At 49.9% G+C, this 23,809-nt stretch carries 25 protein-coding genes and 3 pseudogenes; 18 read left to right on the forward strand and 10 right to left on the reverse strand.

What is annotated here, in order from left to right:
* Positions 1-116 precede the first annotated feature (116 nt).
* The 4 genes from ACR02O_RS04460 to ACR02O_RS04475 are packed head-to-tail and all read left to right on the forward strand — an operon-like array spanning position 117 to position 3,767.
* On the forward strand, positions 117-2,435 hold the full coding sequence (locus ACR02O_RS04460; RefSeq protein WP_494523451.1) for an RHS repeat-associated core domain-containing protein: 2,319 nt from the start codon (positions 117-119) through the stop codon (positions 2,433-2,435).
* 7 nt (positions 2,436-2,442) lie between these two features.
* A complete protein-coding gene (locus ACR02O_RS04465; protein ID WP_458138927.1) occupies positions 2,443-2,886 on the forward strand; it encodes a hypothetical protein in 444 nt (147 codons plus the stop codon).
* Positions 2,887-2,921: 35 nt separating this feature from the next.
* Positions 2,922-3,377 (forward strand): RHS repeat-associated core domain-containing protein, encoded by a 456-nt coding sequence (locus ACR02O_RS04470; protein WP_458139211.1) that lies wholly within the window; start codon positions 2,922-2,924, stop codon positions 3,375-3,377.
* 57 nt (positions 3,378-3,434) lie between these two features.
* A complete protein-coding gene (locus ACR02O_RS04475; protein WP_458138928.1) occupies positions 3,435-3,767 on the forward strand; it encodes a hypothetical protein in 333 nt (110 codons plus the stop codon).
* Positions 3,768-4,232: 465 nt separating this feature from the next.
* Here ACR02O_RS04475 and ACR02O_RS04480 read toward each other — a convergent pair whose 3' ends face one another.
* Positions 4,233-4,355: a hypothetical protein gene (locus ACR02O_RS04480; RefSeq protein WP_494522873.1), complete on the reverse strand. Its 123-nt coding sequence runs from the start codon at positions 4,353-4,355 to the stop codon at positions 4,233-4,235.
* A gap of 98 nt (positions 4,356-4,453) precedes the next feature.
* Here ACR02O_RS04480 and ACR02O_RS04485 point away from each other — a divergent pair, with 98 nt between their 5' ends.
* The 13 genes and pseudogenes from ACR02O_RS04485 to ACR02O_RS04545 all read left to right on the forward strand — a co-directional run bounded on the left by ACR02O_RS04485 (position 4,454) and on the right by ACR02O_RS04545 (position 13,262).
* Complete coding sequence (locus tag ACR02O_RS04485) at positions 4,454-5,170, forward strand: RHS repeat-associated core domain-containing protein (RefSeq protein ID WP_458138930.1); 717 nt, start codon at positions 4,454-4,456, stop codon at positions 5,168-5,170.
* Between the two features lie 4 nt (positions 5,171-5,174).
* Complete coding sequence (locus tag ACR02O_RS04490; RefSeq protein ID WP_494522874.1) at positions 5,175-5,945, forward strand: hypothetical protein; 771 nt, start codon at positions 5,175-5,177, stop codon at positions 5,943-5,945.
* Positions 5,946-6,424: 479 nt separating this feature from the next.
* A pseudogene (locus tag ACR02O_RS04495) lies at positions 6,425-6,964 on the forward strand (IS5 family transposase); the annotation flags it as partial.
* Between the two features lie 227 nt (positions 6,965-7,191).
* A pseudogene (locus ACR02O_RS04500) lies at positions 7,192-7,710 on the forward strand (IS3 family transposase); the annotation flags it as partial.
* Positions 7,711-8,006: 296 nt separating this feature from the next.
* Positions 8,007-8,174, forward strand: a complete 168-nt coding sequence (locus ACR02O_RS04505) for an RHS domain-containing protein (RefSeq protein ID WP_458139212.1) — start codon at positions 8,007-8,009, stop codon at positions 8,172-8,174.
* Between the two features lie 90 nt (positions 8,175-8,264).
* A complete protein-coding gene (locus tag ACR02O_RS04510; protein ID WP_494522875.1) occupies positions 8,265-8,525 on the forward strand; it encodes a hypothetical protein in 261 nt (86 codons plus the stop codon).
* A 301-nt stretch (positions 8,526-8,826) separates the two neighbouring features.
* Positions 8,827-9,291, forward strand: coding sequence for an SMI1/KNR4 family protein (locus ACR02O_RS04515; RefSeq protein WP_458138963.1), 465 nt, complete (start codon positions 8,827-8,829; stop codon positions 9,289-9,291).
* A 336-nt stretch (positions 9,292-9,627) separates the two neighbouring features.
* Positions 9,628-10,035, forward strand: a complete 408-nt coding sequence (locus ACR02O_RS04520; protein ID WP_494522876.1) for a hypothetical protein — start codon at positions 9,628-9,630, stop codon at positions 10,033-10,035.
* A 243-nt stretch (positions 10,036-10,278) separates the two neighbouring features.
* A complete protein-coding gene (locus tag ACR02O_RS04525; protein ID WP_129871393.1) occupies positions 10,279-11,028 on the forward strand; it encodes an IS5 family transposase in 750 nt (249 codons plus the stop codon).
* A 143-nt stretch (positions 11,029-11,171) separates the two neighbouring features.
* Positions 11,172-11,333, forward strand: a complete 162-nt coding sequence (locus ACR02O_RS04530) for a hypothetical protein (protein WP_458138965.1) — start codon at positions 11,172-11,174, stop codon at positions 11,331-11,333.
* Entirely contained in the window at positions 11,317-11,754 is a 438-nt protein-coding gene (locus tag ACR02O_RS04535) for a hypothetical protein (RefSeq protein ID WP_458138966.1), read from the forward strand. Before ACR02O_RS04530 ends, ACR02O_RS04535 begins: the two co-directional genes overlap by 17 nt.
* 157 nt (positions 11,755-11,911) lie before the next feature.
* Complete coding sequence (locus tag ACR02O_RS04540; RefSeq protein WP_458138967.1) at positions 11,912-12,463, forward strand: DUF8309 domain-containing protein; 552 nt, start codon at positions 11,912-11,914, stop codon at positions 12,461-12,463.
* A gap of 463 nt (positions 12,464-12,926) precedes the next feature.
* Positions 12,927-13,262, forward strand: a complete 336-nt coding sequence (locus ACR02O_RS04545; protein WP_494522877.1) for a DUF7716 domain-containing protein — start codon at positions 12,927-12,929, stop codon at positions 13,260-13,262.
* A 559-nt stretch (positions 13,263-13,821) separates the two neighbouring features.
* Here the strand turns inward: ACR02O_RS04545 and ACR02O_RS04550 are convergent.
* Positions 13,822-14,046: pseudogene (locus tag ACR02O_RS04550) on the reverse strand (IS256 family transposase); the annotation flags it as partial.
* A gap of 165 nt (positions 14,047-14,211) precedes the next feature.
* On the opposite strand from ACR02O_RS04550, the gene tssJ reads away from it, so the two are divergent.
* The gene (gene tssJ / locus ACR02O_RS04555) at positions 14,212-14,718 is read left to right on the forward strand and encodes a type VI secretion system lipoprotein TssJ (protein ID WP_171697318.1); all 507 of its coding nucleotides are present in this window, start codon (positions 14,212-14,214) and stop codon (positions 14,716-14,718) included.
* 58 nt (positions 14,719-14,776) lie between these two features.
* Here tssJ and ACR02O_RS04560 read toward each other — a convergent pair whose 3' ends face one another.
* From ACR02O_RS04560 to hemB, 8 genes are all read right to left on the reverse strand, one after another.
* Entirely contained in the window at positions 14,777-15,022 is a 246-nt protein-coding gene (locus tag ACR02O_RS04560) for a hypothetical protein (RefSeq protein WP_494522878.1), read from the reverse strand.
* A gap of 110 nt (positions 15,023-15,132) precedes the next feature.
* Positions 15,133-17,172, reverse strand: a complete 2,040-nt coding sequence (gene prlC, locus ACR02O_RS04565; RefSeq protein WP_494522879.1) for an oligopeptidase A — start codon at positions 17,170-17,172, stop codon at positions 15,133-15,135.
* Positions 17,173-17,206: 34 nt separating this feature from the next.
* Positions 17,207-18,571, reverse strand: coding sequence for an HDOD domain-containing protein (locus ACR02O_RS04570; RefSeq protein WP_494522880.1), 1,365 nt, complete (start codon positions 18,569-18,571; stop codon positions 17,207-17,209).
* Position 18,572: 1 nt separating this feature from the next.
* Positions 18,573-19,862 carry an HDOD domain-containing protein gene (locus tag ACR02O_RS04575; RefSeq protein WP_033159188.1) on the reverse strand — a complete coding sequence of 430 codons (1,290 nt, stop codon included), beginning with the start codon at positions 19,860-19,862 and terminating at the stop codon, positions 18,573-18,575.
* Between the two features lie 4 nt (positions 19,863-19,866).
* Positions 19,867-21,147, reverse strand: a complete 1,281-nt coding sequence (locus tag ACR02O_RS04580) for an HDOD domain-containing protein (RefSeq protein ID WP_033159187.1) — start codon at positions 21,145-21,147, stop codon at positions 19,867-19,869.
* Between the two features lie 73 nt (positions 21,148-21,220).
* The gene (gene aroE / locus ACR02O_RS04585) at positions 21,221-22,069 is read right to left on the reverse strand and encodes a shikimate dehydrogenase (protein ID WP_101053220.1); all 849 of its coding nucleotides are present in this window, start codon (positions 22,067-22,069) and stop codon (positions 21,221-21,223) included.
* Positions 22,056-22,631, reverse strand: coding sequence for a hypothetical protein (locus ACR02O_RS04590; RefSeq protein WP_033159185.1), 576 nt, complete (start codon positions 22,629-22,631; stop codon positions 22,056-22,058). The genes aroE and ACR02O_RS04590 overlap by 14 nt, the downstream gene beginning before the upstream one ends.
* A gap of 22 nt (positions 22,632-22,653) precedes the next feature.
* Positions 22,654-23,670, reverse strand: coding sequence for a porphobilinogen synthase (hemB, locus tag ACR02O_RS04595; protein WP_033159184.1), 1,017 nt, complete (start codon positions 23,668-23,670; stop codon positions 22,654-22,656).
* Positions 23,671-23,809 lie beyond the last annotated feature (139 nt).

The raw sequence follows: 23,809 nt of genomic DNA on the forward strand, positions 1-23,809 counted from the left end.
AGGATGTGAAATTCAATAAGCGAAATGCTTGTGCAACGATGCCACTACTTCTAATGACTGGCGTCCGCAGGACTTAGCCTCGCTTTAGCTACGACCAGGAAGGCCGTTTGGTCGGCGTGTCCGATGCCTTGGATCAGCGTTGGCTGCGCCGCTACGACGCAGGCGGCCGTCTGGAGGAAACCGTCGCCGCCAACGGCGCGGTCACCCACTACCAATACAACGCCCAAGGCGTGCCGGTGCGTATCACCGATGCACTGGGCCGCACCCGCTCACTGTTGTGGGACGAACAGTTGCGCCTGGTCGGCGAGATCGGCTTTGAGGGCATCAAGACCCGCTACCAATACGATGATGATGACCGTATCGTCGCCATCGTCGATCAAGACAAACGCACCACCCGTTACGGCTACGACGCGGCCGGCCGCGTTACCGCAGTGCAACACGCGGACGGCAGCACCGTGCAACTGCGCTACAACGCCGCCGGCTTGTTGACCCATTACATCGATGGCCTGGGCCACACCACCGAATACCGCTACGACGACGGCCTGTCCCAACCCACCGCCCGCATCGATCCGCTGGGCCACGAAATGCGTTATCGCTACGACAGCGAACGCAACCTGATCGGCCTGATCAACCCCAAAGGCGAAACCTACAGCCTTAACTACGACCACGACGAAAATCTGATCGAAGAAATCGGCTTCGACGGCCGCATCCAACGCTACCGCTACAACGCCGCCGGCGCGCTGGAAGCCTACCTGCAACCCGGCGCCGACGGCGATTGGAGCGTCACCCGCTTCGAACGCGACCGCCTCGGCCGGCTGCTGAAAAAACACGCCGCCGACGGCAGTCTGAGCCAATACGGCTACGATCCGCTGGGCCGCTTGCAACTAGCCAAAAATGCCGACAGCCTGGTGCTTTTGGGTTACAACGCCCTGGGCCAGATCAACCAGGAAAACCAGAACGGCGCCATCGTCCGCCACAAATACGACCTGCTGGGCCGGCGCATCCACACCGAAACCCCGGACCGGCACCGCATCGACTACCGTTTCGGCGAGCGCTACCTGGACAGCATCGAATTCGACGGCCAAACCCTCACCAGCCACCGCTACGACGATCTGGGCCGGGAAATCGGCCGCAGTCAAGGCCCACTCAACACCGACTACGACTACGATCCGCTGGGCCGCCTATTGCGGCAGCGCGTCGCCGGCAAGGGCCAGGCGCCGCTGATCGGTCGCCAGTACAGCTACGATACGGCCGGCAAGCTCCGCGAACTGGACGACCTGCGCCAGGGCCGCAGCCAATACCACTACGATCCCGCCGCCCGCCTGATCCGCAGCGAAGGCCTCAGCCCGGAAAGCTTCGTCCACGACCCGGCCGGCAACCTGCTGGGCGCCAGCGCCGAAACCGGCCGCGTCGAAGGCGACCGCTTGCTGATGATGGGCGACCGCCACTACAGCTACGACGTCGCCGGCAACCTGATCGAAGAAAAACGCGGCAAGGCCGGCCACAGCGTCACCCGCTACCAGTACGATAGCGACAACCGCCTGATTCGCGCCGAAACGCCGAATGGCACGACGCAATACCGCTACGACGCCCTAGGCCGACGCATCGCCAAGCACACCGCGCAAGGTGAAACCCGCTTTCAATACGACGGCCCACGCCTGCTGGCGGAAACCGATAGCCAGCGCAGCCGCACCTACCTATTCGAACCCGGCAGCTTCCGGCCCTTGGCGCTGCACGAGCAGGACCACACCCAAGCTAGCGGAAGCACCTACCACTACCACCTGGACCATCTCGGCACGCCCAGGGAGCTGACCGATACCGATGGCAGAATCGTCTGGTCCGCCCGCTACCGCGCTTACGGCAACCTGGCTCTGGCGGATGTCGAAGCCATCGACAACCCGCTACGTTTTCAAGGCCAGTATTACGACCAAGAAACCGGTTTGCATTACAACCTGAACCGGTATTACGATCCTAATGCCGGGCGGTTTATTCATCAGGATCTGATTGGGTTGGAAGGTGGGAATAACCTATACCAATATGCTCCGAATCCAATCGATTGGGTGGATCCTTTCGGATTGACATGCAAGCAGCATCTGGACGTAGCGCTTAAACGCCAAGGTTATAAATCTGGTGATCAATATCCATCTGGGTTCAAAGAAAAATGGTCTGAGAACGGATATGATTATGAAGTTAGGATACATGGGCCAGATTCTAAGGCTCCACCGGGAAGCAACTCCGCTACCGGCACGACCTATCGGGTAGCTAGACGTTCACAGGGCTTAAACGCCAACGGGCAAGGATCTGGGTGGGAGTATGGCGATGCCGCCGGGAACTGGTATCCCACCAGTTTTCTCAAAACTGCGCCAGTGAATCCCGCAGCAAACGTAGCCGCATCTGCAACTCATATTCCAATTCCTCTGACACCTATTCCTTAGCAGCATTATGGCCGATTATAGTGACAACTTACTTGAAATAAATAGAAAATTTTCCTCTGAGCATTGGCTAGACTTTGAAGTTCTAAGCCTGGAAGAGGGACAGCTTAAGATAGTGGGAAGCACTGATTTGTGCTATTACCATTTAATAGAAATAGACTTTCTCGGGCTCCGTTACTTTCAAGGGCCGATGTCTTGGGGCTCTAACCCTTCTGGTGGCGATATAATTTCATGTGCTGAAGATAGTGTTTCTAAGCATATAGTTGATAAATATGCGGTTGAGTCACCTAGTATCAGCATCCAATTTAACACCGATGCTGGCTTTCAGGTAATAGTCGTTTCAGCAGACATCAGCGTTAATTATGACACTGTCTATTACTATGATAGGGAGTGCCTTGGGCTCAACGAACGCATAGACCCGCGATTTTTACGCAGCCCGCTTAGGCAAGATTAGCGTCAGCGTAATCGTACGCTGGGAAACGTCGCCAAATCCCAAACCCGCTACGTTTCCAAGGCCAGTATTACGACCAAGAAACCGGTTTGCATTACAACCTGAACCGGTATTACGATCCGAATGCCGGGCGGTTTATTCATCAGGATCCGATTAGTTTAGAAGGTGGGGCCAACGTTTATCGTTATACACAGGATCCGGTAAATTGGATTGATCCGTTGGGGTTAACTGGTAAAGATTGTTCAAGTTCTACGACAAGATTGTGGCGGGCGGTCGAACCAGAGGAATTGGCTGATGTAAAGAAATATGGTGATTACAATATCCATCCGAATTCTACTTTCAAACGTTTTGCCTTTGATGAAGCTAGTGTTGACGAGTTTATTAAGGCAAATCCTGAGCGGGAATACACTAAGACTTTTATTGATGTTCCAACCGAAAAACTTGGTGAAATGTATCAACACGTTGATCCTGAGGGGGGAAGCCATCGGTATTGATGTTTACGAGCGCCCCGAGTTTTATGAATGGTTTAACACAGTAAATATCCTTCCAAAATGAGCGCTACAAGCTACAACTCAAAAAAACCTTACGTTTTAGTTGAAGTCAGGTTCAAGCCTTATAGCGAAGGGGGGCGGATATCGATGCCTGTCGGCAGCGGTTACGCTCCGTACTTGCGAACTGGCTTAGTTGCTGAAGATTTAGCGGTTCGAATCAATGAGGTGCCTAGTGGGGCGATGTTTGGAGAGTTTGTCGTCGTGTCTATAGAACTTATCTACCATCCACGGATCGACTATGGCCATCTTACCGACGGTGTTCCGATTCAGTTAATTGAAGGTACAAAGGTTGTTGCAGTAGGCTTTTGTCGATCAGAAATGGTATCGTCATAATCGTAATGCCTTGTCAAACCAGTTTACGCATTTCGACGTGTGTTACGACGTGAGAGTTGTAGGTTGGGGTGAGGTAACGAACCCCAACATTTTGGCGGGTTCGGCCTTGCCTGTTGGATGGTGATTTTGTGGGCTGACGGTCGTGGTTTTGATAGTCGCCGGTGGCTCGAATGTCGTCGTGTTGGGATTCCTGTCGTCTCGGCAATCGCCCCCGGTATTGCCCCTACTCATGCATCCATGCGGTCGCCCCCCAACCTAAATTCCCCCAAACCTGATTTTGCTAACAATGTAATTGCGTCGGTATTCCATGTACCTGATGCGATGCGGTGTATGGTTCTGAAAATATAGCCTGCGTAGATACTGTTAGCGTCAGCGTAATCGTACGCATGGAAGCGCTGATTGCAGTGACAGAAAGCCTCGTCCACGGTCTGATCGAAGAAAAACGCGGCAAGGCCGGCCAAATCGTCAACCGTCACCCGTTACCAATACGATAGCGACAACCGCCTGGTCCGCGCCGAAACGCCGAATGGCACGACGCAATACCGCTACGACGCCCTGGGCCGGCGCATCGCCAAGCACACCGCGCAAGGCGAATCCGCTTTCAATACGACGGCCCGCGCCTGCTCGCAGAAACCGATAGCCAGCGTAGCCGTACCTACCTATTCGAACCCGGCAGCTTCCGGCCCTTGGCGCTGCACGAACAACACAACACCCAAGCCAACGGCACCACCTACCACTACCACCTGGATCATCTCGGTAGGCCTAGGGAACTGACCGATACCAATGGCGGAATCGTCTGGTCCGCCCGCTACCGCGCCTACGGCAACCTGGCCCTGGCCGACGTCGAAGCCATCGACAACCCGCTGCGTTTCCAAGGCCAGTATTACGACCAAGAAACCGGTTTGCATTACAACCTGAATCGCTATTACGATCCGAATGCCGGACGGTTTATTCATCAGGATCCGATTGGGCTGGAAGGCGGAAGTAACGTTTACCGGTATGCGCCTAATCCGGTGAATTGGGTTGATCCGTTGGGATTGACCGGGAAAGACTGTAGCGGGGGAAGGTTACCTCAGGACGTAAATGTTAACCCGACACCACCCGCAGCTTTACCAACTAATAGGCCGATTGGCAGAAGTCCTACTCAAAATGCCGCCGCGCAAGCTGAAGTGCAAAGAATGCAGCAGGCAGGCTATAGAGATATTCGCGTCAATCAGCAGCAAGTAAATGCGGAAGGCGTGCGTGTTGGAACAAATCGTCCTGATGTTCAAGAAACTAGTCCTGCTGGTCAGCGCGAATATATTGAGTTCGATACATCCAGTTCTACACGCGGTCCGGCTCACGAAGTGAGAATACGAGCCAACGACCCATCTGGTTCAGTTGAGCTTAGAACCCAAAATTAAACATATGATTGCGAATAGACATTTGGAACCCATCACCTCGTCGTGTGGACTGATTGATATGCCGTTAAACCAGGTTGTTGATGAGTTTATTGAATGGCAGCAGCCTATTTTGCAGCCCTTGAATAGTCGTCTGGAAATTGGCGATATAGTTGGGGGAGTCGATGTTGCTTTTCGATCACTTTTACCATTTACTTCCCCGGTTGCGACGAGATTTTTGTTCATGACGTCGAAGTCTGGTTGGACGGTATTTTTTGACAATGGATGGCGCGGAACCGATGCTGCTGGACCAATGGCTGTACTTGCTGGCAGATGTAGACGGCCAGCGCTACGTGTGGTCGCTCAGCGGCATACCATGCCGAGTATAGTGCTTCCTGAAAGTCGCGGTTATTTCGGCGCGTCAATTTTGGAGGTCTACAACGAAGATGGAACAGCCCGCAGAACTATTTTTGCGGCTAATGATGGTGGTAAGTGGAAGTTTGGACAGAGTGGTGAGCCGTTTGATTTCGAAGATATTTCTGCGTATTCGCGTAAGTCTCTGAAAGAACGTTTTACGATAGAGATGTTAGGTTCCGGCCCTTGGCACTGCACGAGCAGGACAGCACCCAAGCCAGCGGAACCACCTACCACTACCGGTGCAGTAGCGGGAACGCACAAACACACCTACGCTGAAAAACTTATGAATCGTTATCAGCGGATGACCGGACAAAGGCAGAATTTAGTCACCGAGCAATCATACCTTGGTGGCGTTCAAGTACCTAGGGGGCACGCCAGGTAGTTAGCGTCCTGATGTCTATGATCCAGTCACAGGGGACGTATTTGACTATAAATTTACCATCAATCCTGGCAGAGGGATTCCTACCAGACAGCTGAATCGGAATCTAAATAATCTGCCAAATGTCACTAGGCAAACTGAAATCAACCCATAACAATGGCAACTACAAAAGAAAAGCGAGAATTGTTAGAAGAGTGGAGCGCGTATTTTCCGCTGTACCAGAAATGGAAGGATCAATTCCTTATCCAGCGAAATGGTGGGGTCCTCTCAGGAATTTGCTTGGATACAACTCGTGATCCAAAGGCGTATAAGCCGACCTTCTTTTTTCATAATCTATTGGTGTCTTCGCCGACAATAACATTTTCATATGCGACTCCTTTACTTGTTAGAGGGGTTTACAAACCACTGAAATATGGCGTTTCAGCGGATGTTGATATCCGGGATTTCAAGAATCAAATTAAAGTTGTTTGTGAACCGATAACGTTTGGAATATTTTTCGATCATGTAATGGAAGCTCAACGTTGTGGGCGTGGTTATTTATTGATGGCAGCATTATTAAAGCCCATCAACACAGTAGCGGCGGCGCCCATGAAAATCCAACAGCCATCGGGAAATCGGTCGCAGGCAACACGACCAAAATCCATATGGCGGTTGATGCCGGTGGACTTCCCATCCAGTTCTCGATTACGGGGGGCGAAGTACATGACTGCAAAGAAGCGCCGGAATTTGTGGCCAAGCTCCCCCAGGCGGGCTACATGATTGCAGACAAAGGGTATGACAGCGAGCCGTTACGGATTCAAATTCGAGACCAAGGCACAGTCCCCATCATCCCAAGAAAACAAAATTCAATAGTCGGGAATGAGGAAATGGACTGGTGTCTCTATAAATATCGCCACCTCGTTGAAAACGTATTTGCGCGACTGAAACATTTTAGAGCTATTGCCACCCGATATGACAAACTAAAACGCAATTTTGAAGGTGCTATCGCCCTGGCTTGTGCATTTATATGGTTACCGATGTGAAACGGCAACAGCCCCTAATGGAGAAGTTTATTACCATGGCCGTGCCTCTGATAATGAGACTCTGGCAGATGTGATGGGGCGTCATTCCAGAACCAAAGGCGCGGATGGGATGAGATTTGGCGCAGGAGACAAAATATCACAGGTTACGCCAAATGGAACGCCTTATGATACGGTTACCGTCGACGCTGAAGTGTTCGTCGGACACCAGATTTTGCCATTCGGCTATGGCCAGTAATCGTGCCTGGGTCTCGGACATCACGTATATTCGGACCCTGAGCGGCTGGCTGTATCTGGCGGTGGTGTTGGATCTGTATTCGCGCAAAATCGTGGGCTGGGCCATGGCGCCCAACATGCCGGCGGAGCTGGTTTGCACGGCCTTACAGATCGCTATCGCCCAGCGCCGACCGCCGCCGGGCCTGATCGTGCATTCCGACCGGGGCAGCCAGTACGCCAGTCACGAATACCGGGATTTACTGGCACGCCATGGCTTTCAAGGCAGCATGAGCCGTAAGGGCAACTGCTGGGACAATGCGGTGATGGAGCGCTTTTTTCTGAATCTGAAGATGGAGCGCGTCTGGCGCCGCCAGTATGCCAACCATACCGAAGCCAGCCGCGACGTGACCGACTATATCGTCAATTTCTACAACAGTCGGCGCTTGCATTCGTCACTGGGCTACCTGCCGCCCAATGGCTATGAAATGAAAATGGCAGATCAACAACCTATTTGGCTGTCCGAAAAAAGTTGACCACTACAATATGAACAAGCCAGTTGGCGCTAACTCGTGTACTGGCTGTCGAAGTCGATAATATCCACGTTCTCTAATTTTATTGTTAATGTTTCAAAAAAAGGTATTGATCTTTTCAGTGAATTAATTTTGACTACTCCGTCTGATGAAATTGCCTTTCAATACAAATTTAAAGATGTGCTAATTGAAAATGACAATATTGTGGTAATTACTCGTTTGAACTCTGAGTCCGAAAGAGTTTTATTTCGAACAATGATTCCGGCTGGCTAAATAGCCGTAACACCTGTCATTATCATCTGGATCATCTCGGCATGCCCAGGGAGCTGACCGATACCGATGGCATAATTCTCTGTTCCGCCCGCTACCACCCCTATGGCAATCTGGCACTGGCCGATGTCGACGCTATCGACAAACCTTTTGGCGCGAGAGAGCTAAAACCGAGCAGGAGCGAAGAAAAATGTTAAAACGCTGTGGATAATATGTTGTCGAATAAAGTAATAAATTATTTTAAAGCTAATGGCTAGTGGTATGAGGATATTGCTGAAGAACATTCGTTGGCATTAAATGAACTAGACATTGATCTTGATAGTCAGTTTGCAGAATTTTATCTTCATGTGGAGGACGGGCCAACTTTCAGTAGAAAATATGGAGAAATTTATCAAATATGCTGGTTCGTAACAAATTCAAGTTACGATATATGCTTACAAAGAACTCACAATGCTCTTGGTTTGCCGATGGAATATATACCTCTAGATGGTTTTGAAGGGGGAGGTGTTTTTTTTATAATAGAAAAACAAGGGAGGTTTTATATTTAGAGATCGGTAAAAAAAATTGAGGATTTTTTAGTAGGTATATTAATGCCTCAATGGAAAGATTTTAATGATTTTTTAGGGTGGTTTTTTCTTTAAGGAATCAGTAGGCATTTTCTGGGGCGAAAGATATGCGAATGGTGGGGCAGCGTCAGCTCGTATTGGCTGTAAGATATTTTATTCTGTTGGTAATAAAATAATAGGTAAGGGGAAATATCGGCGGGTTTTTCACCAGCCTGCTAAGGGAGATCGCGATGTAAAAGAAATGCTCAGAATCGCATTTTGAGAATTATTGGGGGTGCTAAGAATGATTTTTTCGAATTGTGGAGCGAATTTATCTCTGGAAGATATTGGAGATATTCAGCAACAGTTGGATCTCGTTTTGCCGGAAGAATTGGTCAATCATTATTTAATACATAATGGGGGTATACCTTCAAATAGTTTTTGGATTTTGGAGGATGGCCGTTCTTTATGGGTTAAAAAATTTTTGCCTATGAAATTCCCGGTTGGAACCGAGCGGACTTTGGAAGATAGTTATTTACTGATGGTTGCAAAGAATGTAATGCCCAAAGGATTGATCCCGTTTGCCATTGATCATGGGGGAAATTACTTTTGCATCGATACATCTGGCGAAGTTTACTTTTATGCGGTTGACAGATGGGATGAAGCGCTGAATGACGAACAAAATCATGAGAAGGCAAAAAAGAAGTTAGGCGTGTCTTTTCAATTGTTTGTAAACCAGCTTGTCGAAACTGACGAATTTGAAGATTAGGCCGCTTAGGCAAAATTAGCCGTATATTAGTCTTATCCAGGGAGACGTACTGATTCGTCGCCAATTCCAGAATCAGAAAGCTTTGTCCGCGTTGGGCCAAATCGCTAACGCAAAGCTCTGGCCTCCCTACGAGGTTGCATCAGCAAGTTTTAAAATTGGGGAAGCAAAACCCCGATTCCAAGGTGGTCGGTAGGGTTATTGATAAAAGTATGTCTACGACAAAAGAGGCGAAAGCCGTGGAGACTAAGAAATTAAAAGAGTATTTTGATCAGACTGGTAATACACCGGAAGGTAATAAAAAGCTTTAAGCCAACAAAAACAAGGGTTGTTGACGAAATGAATATATCTACATGTCAAGTTTATCCTGAAGTTGATGTCAGTTATAAAATACCCAGTTTTGTTATGAAAGAGTTGCGTAAAGGATTAAACTCGTTGGATAAGGAAATAACTTATTTTAAGGAAAAGTTCAAAGGACAAGATTTTGAGCTTGGTATTGTTATTTCGGCAACGCGCGAAAAATATAAGCCTTTAGTCATGGGGCCTACATTTTTTAATCGATATAAGCGCGTTGATTTTGTATTACATATTCCTTATAAAAAATTCGATAGTTCTTATGATGAGTTTTCTTATATTGTCGAAAACCTTCGATGTGGATTAGTAAGTATTTTTGACAAATATAGTGAGGATAGCTCTGGTATAAATGAAGTCTTGCAGCGTATATTGGAAATGGCGCCGTATCCGTAAATCGGAATATCCCGAATAGCCTGTGTAGGTATAATTAGCGTAATCGTACACAGGAAATATCGCCAAATCCTGAATCAAAAAGCTTCGCTCGCTTATGGCCGGCTACCTGATCGAAGAAAACGCGGTAAGGTATGGTAGTAGCCCTGAAAAAAAGTAGGGGCTGTTGCCATTTTGTCATAATCCCTTTGAAAATCGATTGGCGAGCCATATTGATTGAGTTTTCAATCAAACGATAACTAGCGAATGCCACGCCAACTGCTTACAGATACCCACTGGGAAAAGCTAAAAACGATTATGTTGAGTTTCAGCATTTACGACAAACCCGGTCTTCGGCAAACGGTCGAAGGGATTTTTTATCGTTTGCGTGTTGGCTGCCCTTGGCGAGACTTGCCCGTCGCTTTTGGCAAGTGGAATGCCGTGTACAAGCGCTTCAATGCCTGGTCACTGCAAGAAAAGCTGAGGGGTATCTTTCAGGCGCTAGTGATTGAGCCTGATTTGGAATGGCTATTTATTGATGGCAGCATTATTAAAGCCCATCAACACAGTAGCGGCGGCGCCCATGAAAATCCAACAGCCATCGGGAAATCGGTCGCAGGCAACACGACCAAAATCCATATGGCGGTTGATGCCGGTGGACTTCCCATCCAGTTCTCGATTACGGGGGGCGAAGTACATGACTGCAAAGAAGCGCCGGAATTTGTGGCCAAGCTCCCCCAGGCGGGCTACATGATTGCAGACAAAGGGTATGACAGCGAGCCGTTACGGATTCAAATTCGAGACCAAGGCACAGTCCCCATCATCCCAAGAAAACAAAATTCAATAGTCGGGAATGAGGAAATGGACTGGTGTCTCTATAAATATCGCCACCTCGTTGAAAACGTATTTGCGCGACTGAAACATTTTAGAGCTATTGCCACCCGATATGACAAACTAAAACGCAATTTTGAAGGTGCTATCGCCCTGGCTTGTGCATTTATATGGTTACCGATGTGAAACGGCAACAGCCCCTAGGATTTCAAAGTAGAGTTTTCTGGTAAGAAAAAGCTGATTTTAATAAGGTTACATAATCCAGTGGCCTACCCATACGCCTATACCAGCAAGACCGAAAACTTGCCGATCAGTTTGGAAGGGAAAACGTGAAAAGCAAGGTGATTGAGAAGGGGGATGCTTCAACGTCAGAAGCAAAGGCGGCTGAGACGGCAAAATTAGAAGAGCACTTGGAAAATACGGCTCGGTGCCGAAAGGTAATCAAAGAAGCTTTAAACCCAAAGGAAATTGCGGGTGATGATGAATATTGAGTTTGGTCAAATATATGTGGAATTAAATGCGGACTTTGATTTGCCGAGCTTGTTGCTTAAAAGATTGCGAGAAGAGCTAGATGCTCTTGGAAAGGAAATTTCACACTTTAATACAATATTTAAGAATTCTGATTTCAAATTAGTATTTATTATTTCCGCAACTCGTAAGACCGATGAGCTTAATATAAAAGGGCCGACTTTGGTGCGAAAAAAGCCGGCGGCTGAATTTGTTATTTATATTCCATATAAAGAAATTGTAGATTTTGTGGATAAAGTGTCGTATGTGCTGCCATACGTTGCTAAAGGTGTGGTTTTTGTACTTAATAAATATAAAAAGGATAGTTCTGGCGTTGAAGATGTTGTCCGGAACGTTATTGTGGCAGTAAGAGATGAGCCAGAGACATTTCTGCGAAAATCTTAGCCCGCATAGGCTCTATTAGTTTTAGTGTAATCGTATGCAGGGAAGCTGATTCTTAACGAAGTCCTGAATCAGCAAAGCCTTGCGGTAACCTGAGCGAAGAAAAACGCGGTAAGGCCATTCAATTCGCCACCCGACCCGGAAACAATGAGATCGAGAAATGACCAAAAGAGTCGTGTGGAAACATAATAATGTTGTCAGCCTTAAGCTTCGCGAGGACCTTTACACGTTGGGGCAAATGTTGGGTCGAGCTGCCATGCGATTTTTCAATATTACTAGTCGCGACGGTAATTGGCATAATATTGATTTAAATCAAGTCGATCCAATATTTACGTTGTTTATTGGAAATATCGTATTACATAATTTGGTTGACAAAAAAGTTTCCGATAAAGATGTTAAGCCGAGCTTCGCGCCCTGTGAACCCTACTGGATTGATGCTAAGCTTAATTTTGATGGAGGTTACCCCTTCAAGGGAGGGAATCTTATCGATATTGGTACGGAAGGGAATATCTGCACCACTGAGGGGCGAGTGGTGCAAGAAGATCTATCGCTTCCAGCCGATAAGGAAATTATAGAGAAATATGAGTTGACGAATATTTGGGGTGATGTACATGTTAGAGATCGCTTGCTTCATTTTTTTGATACCGGTAAGGATGACGATTTTTTAAAGAAAAAAGTATTTCCGGGGTACGGGGCTGAACATCCAGTGTAGATACTGTTAGCGTAATCGTTCGCGGTGACGTGTTGCCAAGTGTTGATTCAAAACGCTTCTCCCGCTTACGGCCGATAACCTGATCGAAGAATAGCGCGTCAAGGAATCGGCGAATACCGCTACGACTCCGTGGGGCGGTGCATCACCAAACGCACCGCGTAAGGCGAAACCCGCTTCAATACAACTGCCCGCTCCTGCTGGCGGAAACTGACAGCCTGCGCAGCCGCAACACCTACCACTACCACTACCACCCTAACCATCCTCCTAAAGCCAGCGGCGCATTCAGTGGTGATTCTCCTCCTAGAATGACTTGGCATCATGGTGATGAACCTGGCTCTTGACAGCTTGTTGGTAAGGCGCACCATGCCAAGTGCTGCAAAATATATCATCCCGTTGGAAGGGGGGCGAAACAAATGGGGCGGCGTCACCGATTTCAAGTAGAAAATTATTTAGAGGAGTGGTTATGTTAAAAAGCTATTTAGGATTTGAAACTTTAAAAAATGAAATTAACGAGTTTCCCATGGCGGGTAGGATCTATACCAAGCCAAAGATCAATAAAGATAATATTGTCGCGGCTGAGTTTGTTGTTATTTCAAGTGACGAAGTTGAAGGTTATTCCAAAGAAAGTGGTGGGCTTATTCCCAGTCAACTTGCTGGGCAGGGGTATTACTCCTGGCTTGAGTCTCCAAATTTCAGTGATATTATTTTACATAAGGTTGAGCATGTGCCAAATGCAACATTGCAGGAATTTATAGAGGCTGTTTTTTTCTATTTAGAAAATGATGCATTTATAGACTAGTGAATGGTGCAAGTATGAATAGGGTAACTTCCAATATTAAGCCCACAATAGCCTATGATTTGCAGTGGTAACTAATAAAGCCTGCGTAGATACTGTTACTTCAGCGCAATCGTAAGCCTGGAAATGCACTGATTCGCTGTGAAGTCCTGAATTAGATGGCTTAGCCCTCTTTCGGCGGGCACGTGATTTAAGAAAAGCGCGGCAAGGCCGGCCTCATTGTCAGCCGCTACCAATACGATAGCGACAACCGCCTCATTCACGCCGAAATACCGAATGGCACGACGCAATACCGCTAGGGCGCCCTTGAGCCAGCGCAACCGCATCTAACCAAGTTGAAAAACTAGCCGACGCTGGGCGAGTAATTACCGGAAATGAATCCTTGTACTGGAGAAATAGTCAAATCTGGTGTATGGCTGATTTGAATCAGGCGGCCATCTGCTGTGTTTCTTCTGTTTTCTCCGGTTCCATAATGACAGCCATGCCGTCCTGAAAACGAATGCCCTCAATCACATCCGGCAATCGTTTAAAGCCGCGTATCTTGCGCCAACTCTTCTCGGCGGTTACCCACGCCCGTCACGATCTCCCGCTCCGGCAAATAGCCATTACGCACCACGGTTTGCCGGCCCCGTAAATCGGTAACCTTGGCGTATTCGCCCAGAAAAGCCTGTAGCTCCGCCTCAACGGCTTGTTGGATCAAGGCTCTAGCACCCGTCTTCAACAAATCCGTCAAAGGATCGTTAATCCCACTGGCATTATTCCAGTCTTTTGCATTATCTTTGTTCATGGCGTCTCTCATTTTGCTGTTATTCGATCTCGACAATCTCATTTCAGCAGAGGGCGCCACCTTTCATCAAGTCGGGCCGTACACCAGATTAAGTTATAACTCCTTGTACTGTGACTGTGTGCCTATGGCAGAATGGCGTTAACTAATTTTTAAAGGGATAGTCGTATGTTGTTAGCCAGATTACTGCCAGTTTTTTTTGCCTCGTTGTTGGCTGCGTGTGCAGAGGTGCCTGAGCAACCGGCTCCGCCACCGCCAACAGTCGTTGAGCTTACGCTAAACAGCACCGCCTCAATTAACCCCGACGCCGACGGTAAAGCCTCGCCGGTGGTGTTAAGAATTTACGAATTGCGGGAGCAAAGTGGTTTTAACGGTGCCGATTTTTTTGCCATATTCGATAAAGAGCAGGCTACTTTGGCCGCCGATTTGGTACGCAAACAAGAGTTGGTGATAAAGCCCGGCGAGAATAAATCCTTGCGGATCGAGCCGGCTGCGGATACCCGGGTATTGGGGTTTTTTGCGGCTTTTCGTAAATTGGATAATGCCGGCTGGCGCACTTTGACCGAGTTGAAGGCTCATCAGAACAATGCGGTGTTACTGAAGCTGGATGCCAATAGTCTAACCGTGACCAATACGCCAACGGAACCCGCACCCGCAGCACCTAAAGAAGATTAAGTGGGGAATAACGACAGGGACTATGGGTTAGCTTTTAGTCCCTGAGCGTTTTAAGCAATTAAAAAACCGGCACCACCAGCACAAACACGAACGCGATTAAGGTCCAAATCACGATCTTGGTTTTTAAGGGCGTGTTGAGCCCCAGGGTTTTCAACGCGGCTCTCAGGGCTTGTGAGCGGTCTTCGGCGGCGCGAATGCGTTTAAGCGTGCCTTTTAGTGTTTGGCTTTCCTGTTTTTGCTGTTCTGCTGTTCTGCGTACAGCAATTCGTCGAGCTGGGAATAAAACACGTCGTAACTCGGACATTTAAATGCCTCGCCCAACCTGGGCTGGCCGCATTGTGGGCAGTTTTTCATTTTCGCTCCTGAAAAACTCGATTGCCTTGATGACGAGCATCAAGGCAATCCAGGAAACATTTACGCGGCGATACCGTTATGTCTGAGCAGGGCGTCGATATTGGGTTCGCGGCCGCGGAAGTTTTTGAACAGCGTCATCGCGTCGCTACTGCCGCCTTGTTCCAAAATGTTATGCAAGAATGCTTCGCCAGTGGCTCGGTCGAAGATGCCTTTTTCCTCGAATAAGGAAAAAGCATCCGCCGACAACACTTCCGCCCATTTGTAGCTGTAATAACCGGCCGCATAACCGCCGGCGAAAATATGCGAGAAGCTATGGGCGAAACGGTTGAATTCCGGTACCTTGACTACGGCTACCTGATCGCGCACCTGTTTGAGGATGCTGTAAATCTGGCCACCCTTGGCAGGGTCGTAATCCCGATGCATCTTGAAATCGAATAGGCTGAATTCAAGTTGCCGCACCATCATCATGCCGGCTTGGAAGTTCTTCGCCGCCAACATTTTGTCGTACAACGTATCGGGCAGCGGTTCGCCGGTTTGATAATGGCCCGAGATCAGGCCCAGCGCTTCTTTTTCCCAGCACCAGTTTTCCATGAATTGGCTAGGCAATTCCACCGCATCCCACTCGACGCCGTTAATGCCCGAGACACCGGGGTGGTCGATTTGGGTCAGCATATGGTGTAGGCCGTGGCCGAACTCGTGGAACAAGGTTTCCACTTCGTCGTGGGTCAGCAGGGCCGGATCCTTACCTGTTGGTGGCGTAAAGTTGCAGGTCAGATACGCCACCGGTGTTTGTAGTGTATCGCCGACTTTTTTACGGCAGACGCAGTCGTCCATCCAGGCGCCGCCGCGTTTTTTGGCGCGGGCGTAAAGGTCCAGGAAGAAACGTCCGCGCAACTGGCCGTGTTTATCCAGGATTTGATAAAAGCGGGCGTCGGGGTGCCAGGTATCGAAGTCTTTGATTTCGCTGATTTGCAGACCATAGAGTTTTTCGACGATGGCAAACAGGCCGGGCACGACTTTGTTGTCGGGGAAATAGGCTTTCACTTCTTCTTGCGACAGTTGGTAGAAATGCTGGCGCATTTTTTCCGAGTAATAGCCGATGTCCCAGGCTTGCAAGTCGTTTAGGCCGTGCTCGGCGGCAGCAAACTCTTTCAATTCAGTCAAATCCCGGCGGGCTTGGCGCCAGGATTTGTCGGCCAAATCTTCCAGAAACTTCACCACATCTTCGGTGGATTTGGCCATTTTAGTAGCCAGCGAATATTCGGCGTAGTTGTTAAAGCCCAGCAATTGGGCTTTCTCGTGGCGCAGCGCCAGGATTTGTTCCATCAATTCGGAATTATCCCATTGTCCGGCATGCGGGCCTTGATCGGAGGCTCGGGTGCAGAAGGCCTCATAATGTTCGCGGCGCAGTTCGCGGTTGTCAGCGTAGGTCATCACCGCCAGATACGACGGGAATTGCAGGTTGATCAACCAGCCGTCTTTGCCTTCCGCTTCGGCGGCTTGTTTGGCTTGGGCCAGAGCCGATTCCGGCAGGCCGGCCAAATCGTCGAGATGGGTAATCTGTTTGTGCCAGGCGTTGGTGGCGTCCAGTAAATGTTCTTCGTATTGACTGGCTAGTTTCGATAATTGCTGGTTGATTTCTTTATAACGCGCCTGTTGTTCGGGCGGCAAATCCACGCCGGACAAATGAAAGTCGCGCAGGGCGTTGTTGACGATTTTTTGTTGGGCGCGGTCGAGCTTGGCAAAGTCCGCGCTGTCGTGTATGGCTTGGTAGGCCTCGTACAAGGCGCGGTTTTGGCCGGTTTCTGTGGCATATTCGCTGAGTTTGCCGAGGCAGGCATTGTAGGCATCGCGCATCGCTTCGCTGTTGACTACCGAATTCATGTGGCTGACCGGCGACCAAGCCTTGTTCAAGCGGTCTTCGGCGGCTTCGATCGGTTCGATCAGGTTTTGCCAGGTGTAGGGACCGCCGGCTTGCAGTTGCCGGTCTATGGTTTGCCGGGCTTCGGTGAGTAACTGGCTGATGGCCGGCTCCACGTGTTCGGGCAGGATTTTAGAAAATTGCGGTAGTTCGGTGTTTTCGAGCAAAGGATTGGTCATGTCGGTAGCCAGTCTGATATGAATATCGGGAAAATTAGGATAATAAATGCATGGCGGCGTTGACCCGATTTTGGGCTTTTTTCAACACCATCAAGGAAAAATCAGGGTTGAGTTTACCGTGATTTAGTTTGCTGTAAGACGGAATCGAGTTGATATAAGGCAGATCTCGGGCATTGCCGGAACCGAAATAGCTGTGTAATTTGGCGAGGATGACGATGTCGGTCATCGTTAGTTCAGGGCCGCTGTCGTACAGCCAGTTTTCTGCTTGATGCGGAACGTTGCCCAGTTGTTCGGGAAAACCCAGCGTGTGCAGCATCAGTACGCCGACCGGGCCGCGTAAATAGGGCAGTGCGGTTTTTAGTTCCTGAAAGCTGGGGCCGCCGTCGGGAAATTGTTCGGCAAAATGCAGTAAGGGAATCGCGCCGATGTCGGCAATCAAGCCGCCCAGCAGGGCGTCCTCCGGGTTGATGTTGCTGCACTCCTGGGCCAAGACAAAGCTTAAACTTGAGACATACAGGCTGTTTTTCCATAAGGCCTGCATGCCTTTCATGAGTTCCGGGTCGGTGCAACTGAATAATTGTTTCATGCTGATGCCCATCACCAAATTCCGCGTCGCATTCAGGCCGATGCGAGCTACCGCGTCATGGCAATTGTTGATCGGTATTTCCGTGGCATATAAGGGGCTGTTCGCCACCTGGATTAATTTCGCCACGATAGGCGGGTCCAGCTGAATAATCTCTGCGGCCCCGCGGATGCCGATGTCTTTTTGCACCGCATCTTTTAGTTTCAGGGCGACATCCGGTAAGGAAGGCAGGCGCAGTTTGTTTTCCCGATAGGCTTGGGCGAAGCTGTTGAAAAAGCGGCTGCCGTTGATCGGCTCCGGCAGTTGAATATCGAGCAGTTCCACGCAATTGGCGCTTTCCTGACTTTTATCTGTCCATAAACGGTTGAGTTGGATAGGGATTTCCAAAATACGCACATCGCTGAGCGCCGTGGCGGTAGCGCCGCAACGGCTACCGCTGTTCAGCGGCAGATTGGCTAGCGTGGAATCGGCGTCGATTTGATAACGGCTATCGCTATCCGGTTGCATCGATAGTTGTCCTGCCAACAAATACAGTACGCTGTTGGTCGGTTGCCCCAGGGTAAAAAGAATTGCCCCTTTGGCGTAGGCCAAGCTGAGATGCGGTAATGAGCTTAAGGCGGCGTCATCAAGATCGCGTAAGGGTGCGAATTTTTTCAGCTGTGCGACGCTAAGCGCTTGCTGATGAGTGCTGCTGGGTTTGGATACTGAGTTGTCGGTTGGTAGGCTACTCCGGGGTTCTGCGCCAGACGGCAAGGCTTTCCGGCTTGGTTTGTTGGCGGTGGTGTTTTTTTCCAGTAGCTTGGAAAACCAATTCATCTTATGTCCTGAAAAAGTTGATGGCCTCGGCAATTTGTTGTTTTGCATCCTGTAATGCCTTCAGAGACATATCCGGCGTCAGTGCGCTATCGTCCAGTTTTTGAAAGGCAGGCAAGGTGTTGAGTGGCGGCAGTTTCTGGGTATTGGTGCCGCCGAGTTGGCTGTGAAATTTAGCTAACAGCACAACGTCATAGAGTTGCAGGCCCTGGCCGTCGTCAAAGTACCAATTTGTGGTATTGACGGGAATTTGCTGGAAACTATCGGGGAAATGCCATTTTTTCAAAATATGGGTGCCCAACAAACCTTGCAGGCAGGCGATGCTAGCCTGTAATTCTTCTTCGGTATAGCGCGACATGTCCATGCTTTCGGCAAAGGTGACAATCGGTAAGGCGCCGATGTTGTGAATGAGCCCGGCTAGTAAAGCTTCGTCGGCGTTTACTTTTCGGGTCAGTCCGGCCAGCGTGTGGCTGAGGCTGGCAATCTGGATGCTTTGTTTCCAAAGTGTCTGAATAATGTTGTTCAGTTGCCGGTTGCGGCTTCTGAACAGCTGGTGCAGGCTGATGCTGGTAACCAGGTTTTGCGTGGTTTTAAATCCTAGCCGATTCACGGCATCATGGCTGCTGGTGATGGGGTTGCTGCCGCGGTAGATCGGGCTATTTGCGACTTGAATCAGTTTGGAGGATATAACCGGGTCCAGGTTTAAAATCTTCACCGCATCGGCGATGCTGATGTCCTTTTGCAAGGCGCTACGCAAGCGCAAGGCAACATCCGGCAGGCTGGGAACATGCAGGTTGTCGGCTCTGAACGCATCGCAAAAGCTATCGAAAAAAAAGCTGTTTCGCAGCTGGGGCGGAATGCTCTTCGGGTTGATCAGCGGATTGTTGACGGGTTTGCTGCTGTGCTGCAAGTTGGACAGCGGCATGTAGATGACTTGGGTAGGCGATTTGGCTATCGCGCTGAAGGCGTGTTCGCCGGATGTTGCCAGAGGATAACAGGCTTTAAAGGTGTCGGCTTCGACCGTATAACCGGCGCCATTATTCGCTTCCAGATAGACGTTGCCAGTGTAGAGATAGCTTAATTGTTCCGCCTCGGCGCCGCGGTTAAATATGATGTCGCCGGGGTTAAAGTTTCGCATGGTCACCGGTATCGCCAGCAAGTCCGCCGCCGGTAAGTCCCCCAGCGGGATGAGCTTTTGCAGATAGCTCAAGGGCAGTTGGTTGACGGCTGCTGGAGTGGGGTTGCTCTCTGTCGGCGTTTTGTCCGGGGATTTTTTTAAAAATTTCCAGATCATGCGGCTAGGAGGAAAAGATGCTCAAAGCTTCGTGAATTTTAGTTTTGGCATCGTGCAGGATGGCCAGCGTATTTTCCGGAGACAAAGAGAAGTTTTTCAATTTGGCCGCCGCCGGAATGGCGGTAATCGCCGGCAAATCGGCGGTCGCTGTTTTGCCGATCAGGGCATGGAGTCTGGACAGGACCACTATATCGGTCACCGTCAAGGTATCGCCGCTGTTTTGAAACCAGTCGCTGGACGATTTGGCTACGTCGATGAACTCTTCGGCAAAATCCCATTCCTTCAACACTACGGCGCCGACCGGGCCTTTGATGATGGGCATGGCTTCCAGGATTTCGGCGTCATTATGGTATTCGGGTGGTAAGTTGGCGGTAAAACTTAGAAAGGGAATTACGCCGATGTCGCAGACCAGTCCGGCCAGTAAGGCATTTTCCGGATTTTGCTGCATGCTGTGGCTGGCCAGTACATGGCAGAGGCCGGACAGATAAAGGCTTTGCTTCCACAGATCTTCCAAATGATTTTTAATCAGCGGCGATTTGCTTTTGAAAATCTGCTTCATACTCAGCGCCGTTACCAGGTTGCGTGTGGCGTTTAAGCCGATACGCACCACCGCGTCTTTGCAGTTTTTCGCGGGCACGTTGGTTAGGTATAACGGGCAATTGGCGACTTCGATCAATTTTGCGGAGATGGCAGGGTCAAGCTGGATAATCTTGACGGCTTCGTCGATGTTGACATCTCTTTGGATGGCTTTGCGCAAATTGATCGCCACTTCGGGTAATGAGGGGATTTCTATCTCGTGGTCGTTATTTTCGAAATGTTCGACGAATAAGCTCAATAGCCGGTTGTGATGCAATTCTTCCGGAATAGATAATTTGCCGTGGTCTTGGCGGCTGGGCGTCAGCATGATTTTCAGGGATACCCGCAACAGGTCTATCTCGGTTTTTGCGGTGGCGGTGGCGGTGTGCTTAATACCGCTGCATATCGGGAATTTCGCTTGTGCGCTGCCTGCCGATATTTCATAGCTTTTGCCGTTGTGATCGGCCAAAATCACCGTGCCGCGCAACAAATACATTGCGCAAGTCGCCTGTTGATTGACGCTGAACAAGGTGTTGCCGGCTGCCAGGGTTTCGACGTGATTTTCAGTGGCGAAAGTTTGTAATATCTCGTCGCTTAAATTCCTGATGGGGAATAACTGTTTTAGAGTTTCCGGCGTAATGCGTTGCCCTCCGCGCTGCGGTTTGCCTTTAGCATGGGATTTTTCAAAAAAAGCTCTAATTCCACTCATAGTATTCCAGTAAACGTTAATGGCGGGCGGTTTGGGGAGATTGTTACCATGGACATCGCCCCGGTCAATAATTTCATCCGTTCGTGTTGTTTAATGCTCTTTCGGCGTTTAGCAGGCCAATCACCGGCGAGGTTTGTGGACGCACGCCTCGCCAAATAAAGAACGCTTCGGCGGCCTGCTCTACCAACATGCCCAAGCCGTCCAGGCTGTGCGCGGCCTTATTCGCCAAGCCCCATGTCACAAATGCGGTGGCTTGGTTGGCGTAAGCCAAGTCGTAGCAACTGCCGCCGGCTTTCAATAGTGCGGCCGGCAAAGGTGGTAAATCGCCGCTGAGGCTGGCCGACGTGGCGTTGATGATCAAATCAAATTGGCGATCTTTAAGATTAGCGTAATCGCAAGCATGCACCGCGCCTAGTGCCGCGAAATCCTCGGCAATTGCGTGGGCTTTGCTCACATTGCGATTGACGATGACCAATCCCGACGGCTGCTGTTCCAGTAGGGGAGGGACGATGCCGCGTGTGGCTCCTCCAGCCCCTAGAATCAAAATCTCGGCATCCTTCAGTGTGATGCCATGGTTTATGGTTAAGTCGTTAAGCAAGCCGATGCCGTCGGTGTTGTCGCCCAAAATGATGTCGTCCGCTTGGCGGAATAAGGTGTTGACGGCTTTTGCTTGACGAGCGCGTTCCGTCAGTTGGTCGGCATATTGCCAGGCCAGTTCCTTGAGCGGGACGGTGCAATTCAGGCCTTTGCCGCCATCGGCAAAAAAACGGCTGGTAGCCGCGGCAAAAGTTTCCGCAGGCACCTCTTGGGCCCTATAGTCCATCAGTTGACCGGTTTGTTCGGCAAATAATTTATGGATACGCGGTGATTTACTGTGGCTGATCGGTTGGCCGAATACCGCGTAATTATCAATTTTCATCATCGGTACTGTATTTGCTGCGCCAATATTCCCAGAGGAAAGTGCAGGCTATCACCAGCACTCCCAGCCCTATACTGATGGGCATAAAGTTCTCGAAATAAGCCACGATCAGCGCGCAGGTTGCCAGGAAAAAACCGAGTAGGCTGTATTGCCAGCCGATGCGGATGCCATCCAGCAGGGTGGCTAAGGCCAGGATCAGCAAGATAACCAGGCTGGCGCTTCTGTCGGATAACTGCTCGGATTTGTTAAGCAATGCGGCGGCTATCACCACAACCAGCGTATGCAGCCAATGCAGCCCTTGGGCCTTGACGATGTCGCCAAAGTCGTTGTCGTTGGTTCGGGTTTGTAGCCAGGAGACGAAAATCGACAGCATGCCAAACACGATCACCATGAATAGCCAATAACCATAGCCGTCGTGCGGGTTGAATTCGGTAATAGCGATGCCGGTCAGCGATAAAACGACCAGCAGAATAAATACCGCCTGTTCCAGGCCGAAGTAACGTCGGCGCTGTTGGGGCGGATCGTCAGTCGAATGACTGTCATCAAAATCAAAGTCTTCGTTCATGCCGGGTCCGTTTGTCTGGTTGTTATGGTTGTTTTAGCCACTGGGCAGCGGATTTAGCGTAATAAGTCAGTATCGCGTCGCAGCCGGCGCGCTTAAATGCCAGTAGGGATTCCATCACCACCTGTTGTTCGTCCAGCCAGCCGTTTTGCGACGCGGCTTTCAGCATCGCATATTCGCCGCTGACCTGATAAGCAAAGGTCGGTACACCGAATTGGTCCTTGGCGCGGCGGATGATGTCCAGATAGGGCATGCCGGGTTTGACCATGATCATATCGGCGCCTTCGCGTAAATCCAGCGCAATTTCCCGCAAGGCTTCATCGGAATTGGCCGGGTCCATTTGATAACTGTATTTATTCCCGCCGCCCAGATTACCGGCCGAGCCGACCGCATCGCGGAACGGGCCGTAGAAACTGGAGGCGTATTTGGCGGAATAGGCCAATATTCGGGTGTTGGTATGGCCATGAGATTCCAACACGGCTCTGATCGCACCGATGCGGCCGTCCATCATGTCGGAAGGGGCGACGATGTCGGCGCCGGCTTCGGCATGCGACAAGGCCTGTTTGCAAAGGACTTCGACGGTTTCGTCGTTGACGACATAACCTTGATCATTCAGCAATCCATCCTGACCGTGCGAGGTAAAAGGGTCTAAGGCGACGTCGGTGATGATCCCGAGCTCCGGTAGGGCGCCTTTCAAGGCCCGAACGCAGCGTTGTGCCAAGCCGTCAGGGTTGTAAGCTTCTTCCGCACTTAACGATTTTTTGTTCGGATCCGTTACCGGGAATAGGGCAATGGCGGGTACGCCCAGATTTAATAAGGTTTCGGCTTCGCGCAGCACCAGGTCGATGGATAATCGGTTGACGCCCGGCATGGAAGTGACGGCTTCTTGTTTGTTATTGCCCTCGATAACAAATAGCGGGCAGATTAAGTCGTCGCTGCTTAAGCGATTTTCCCGCATCAGCCGCCTTGAAAAGGCCTGATAACGCATGCGACGCATCCGGGTGGCCGGGAAAAAGTCGTTAGGGTGTGACATCTCTTCCATAGTAATATAATAGGGTACTCGCTGGCCCGATGGGCTGGCTGGAATCTGGAGCCGGGTTAGCGCTTCGGCCTTTATTTTAGCAGTGTATCGAATGAAGGCGGTTGAAATTAGCCGGCGATACCTTTTTGAGATGGTTTTT

This window comes from Methylomonas sp. PHL2-19 (assembly GCF_059331595.1).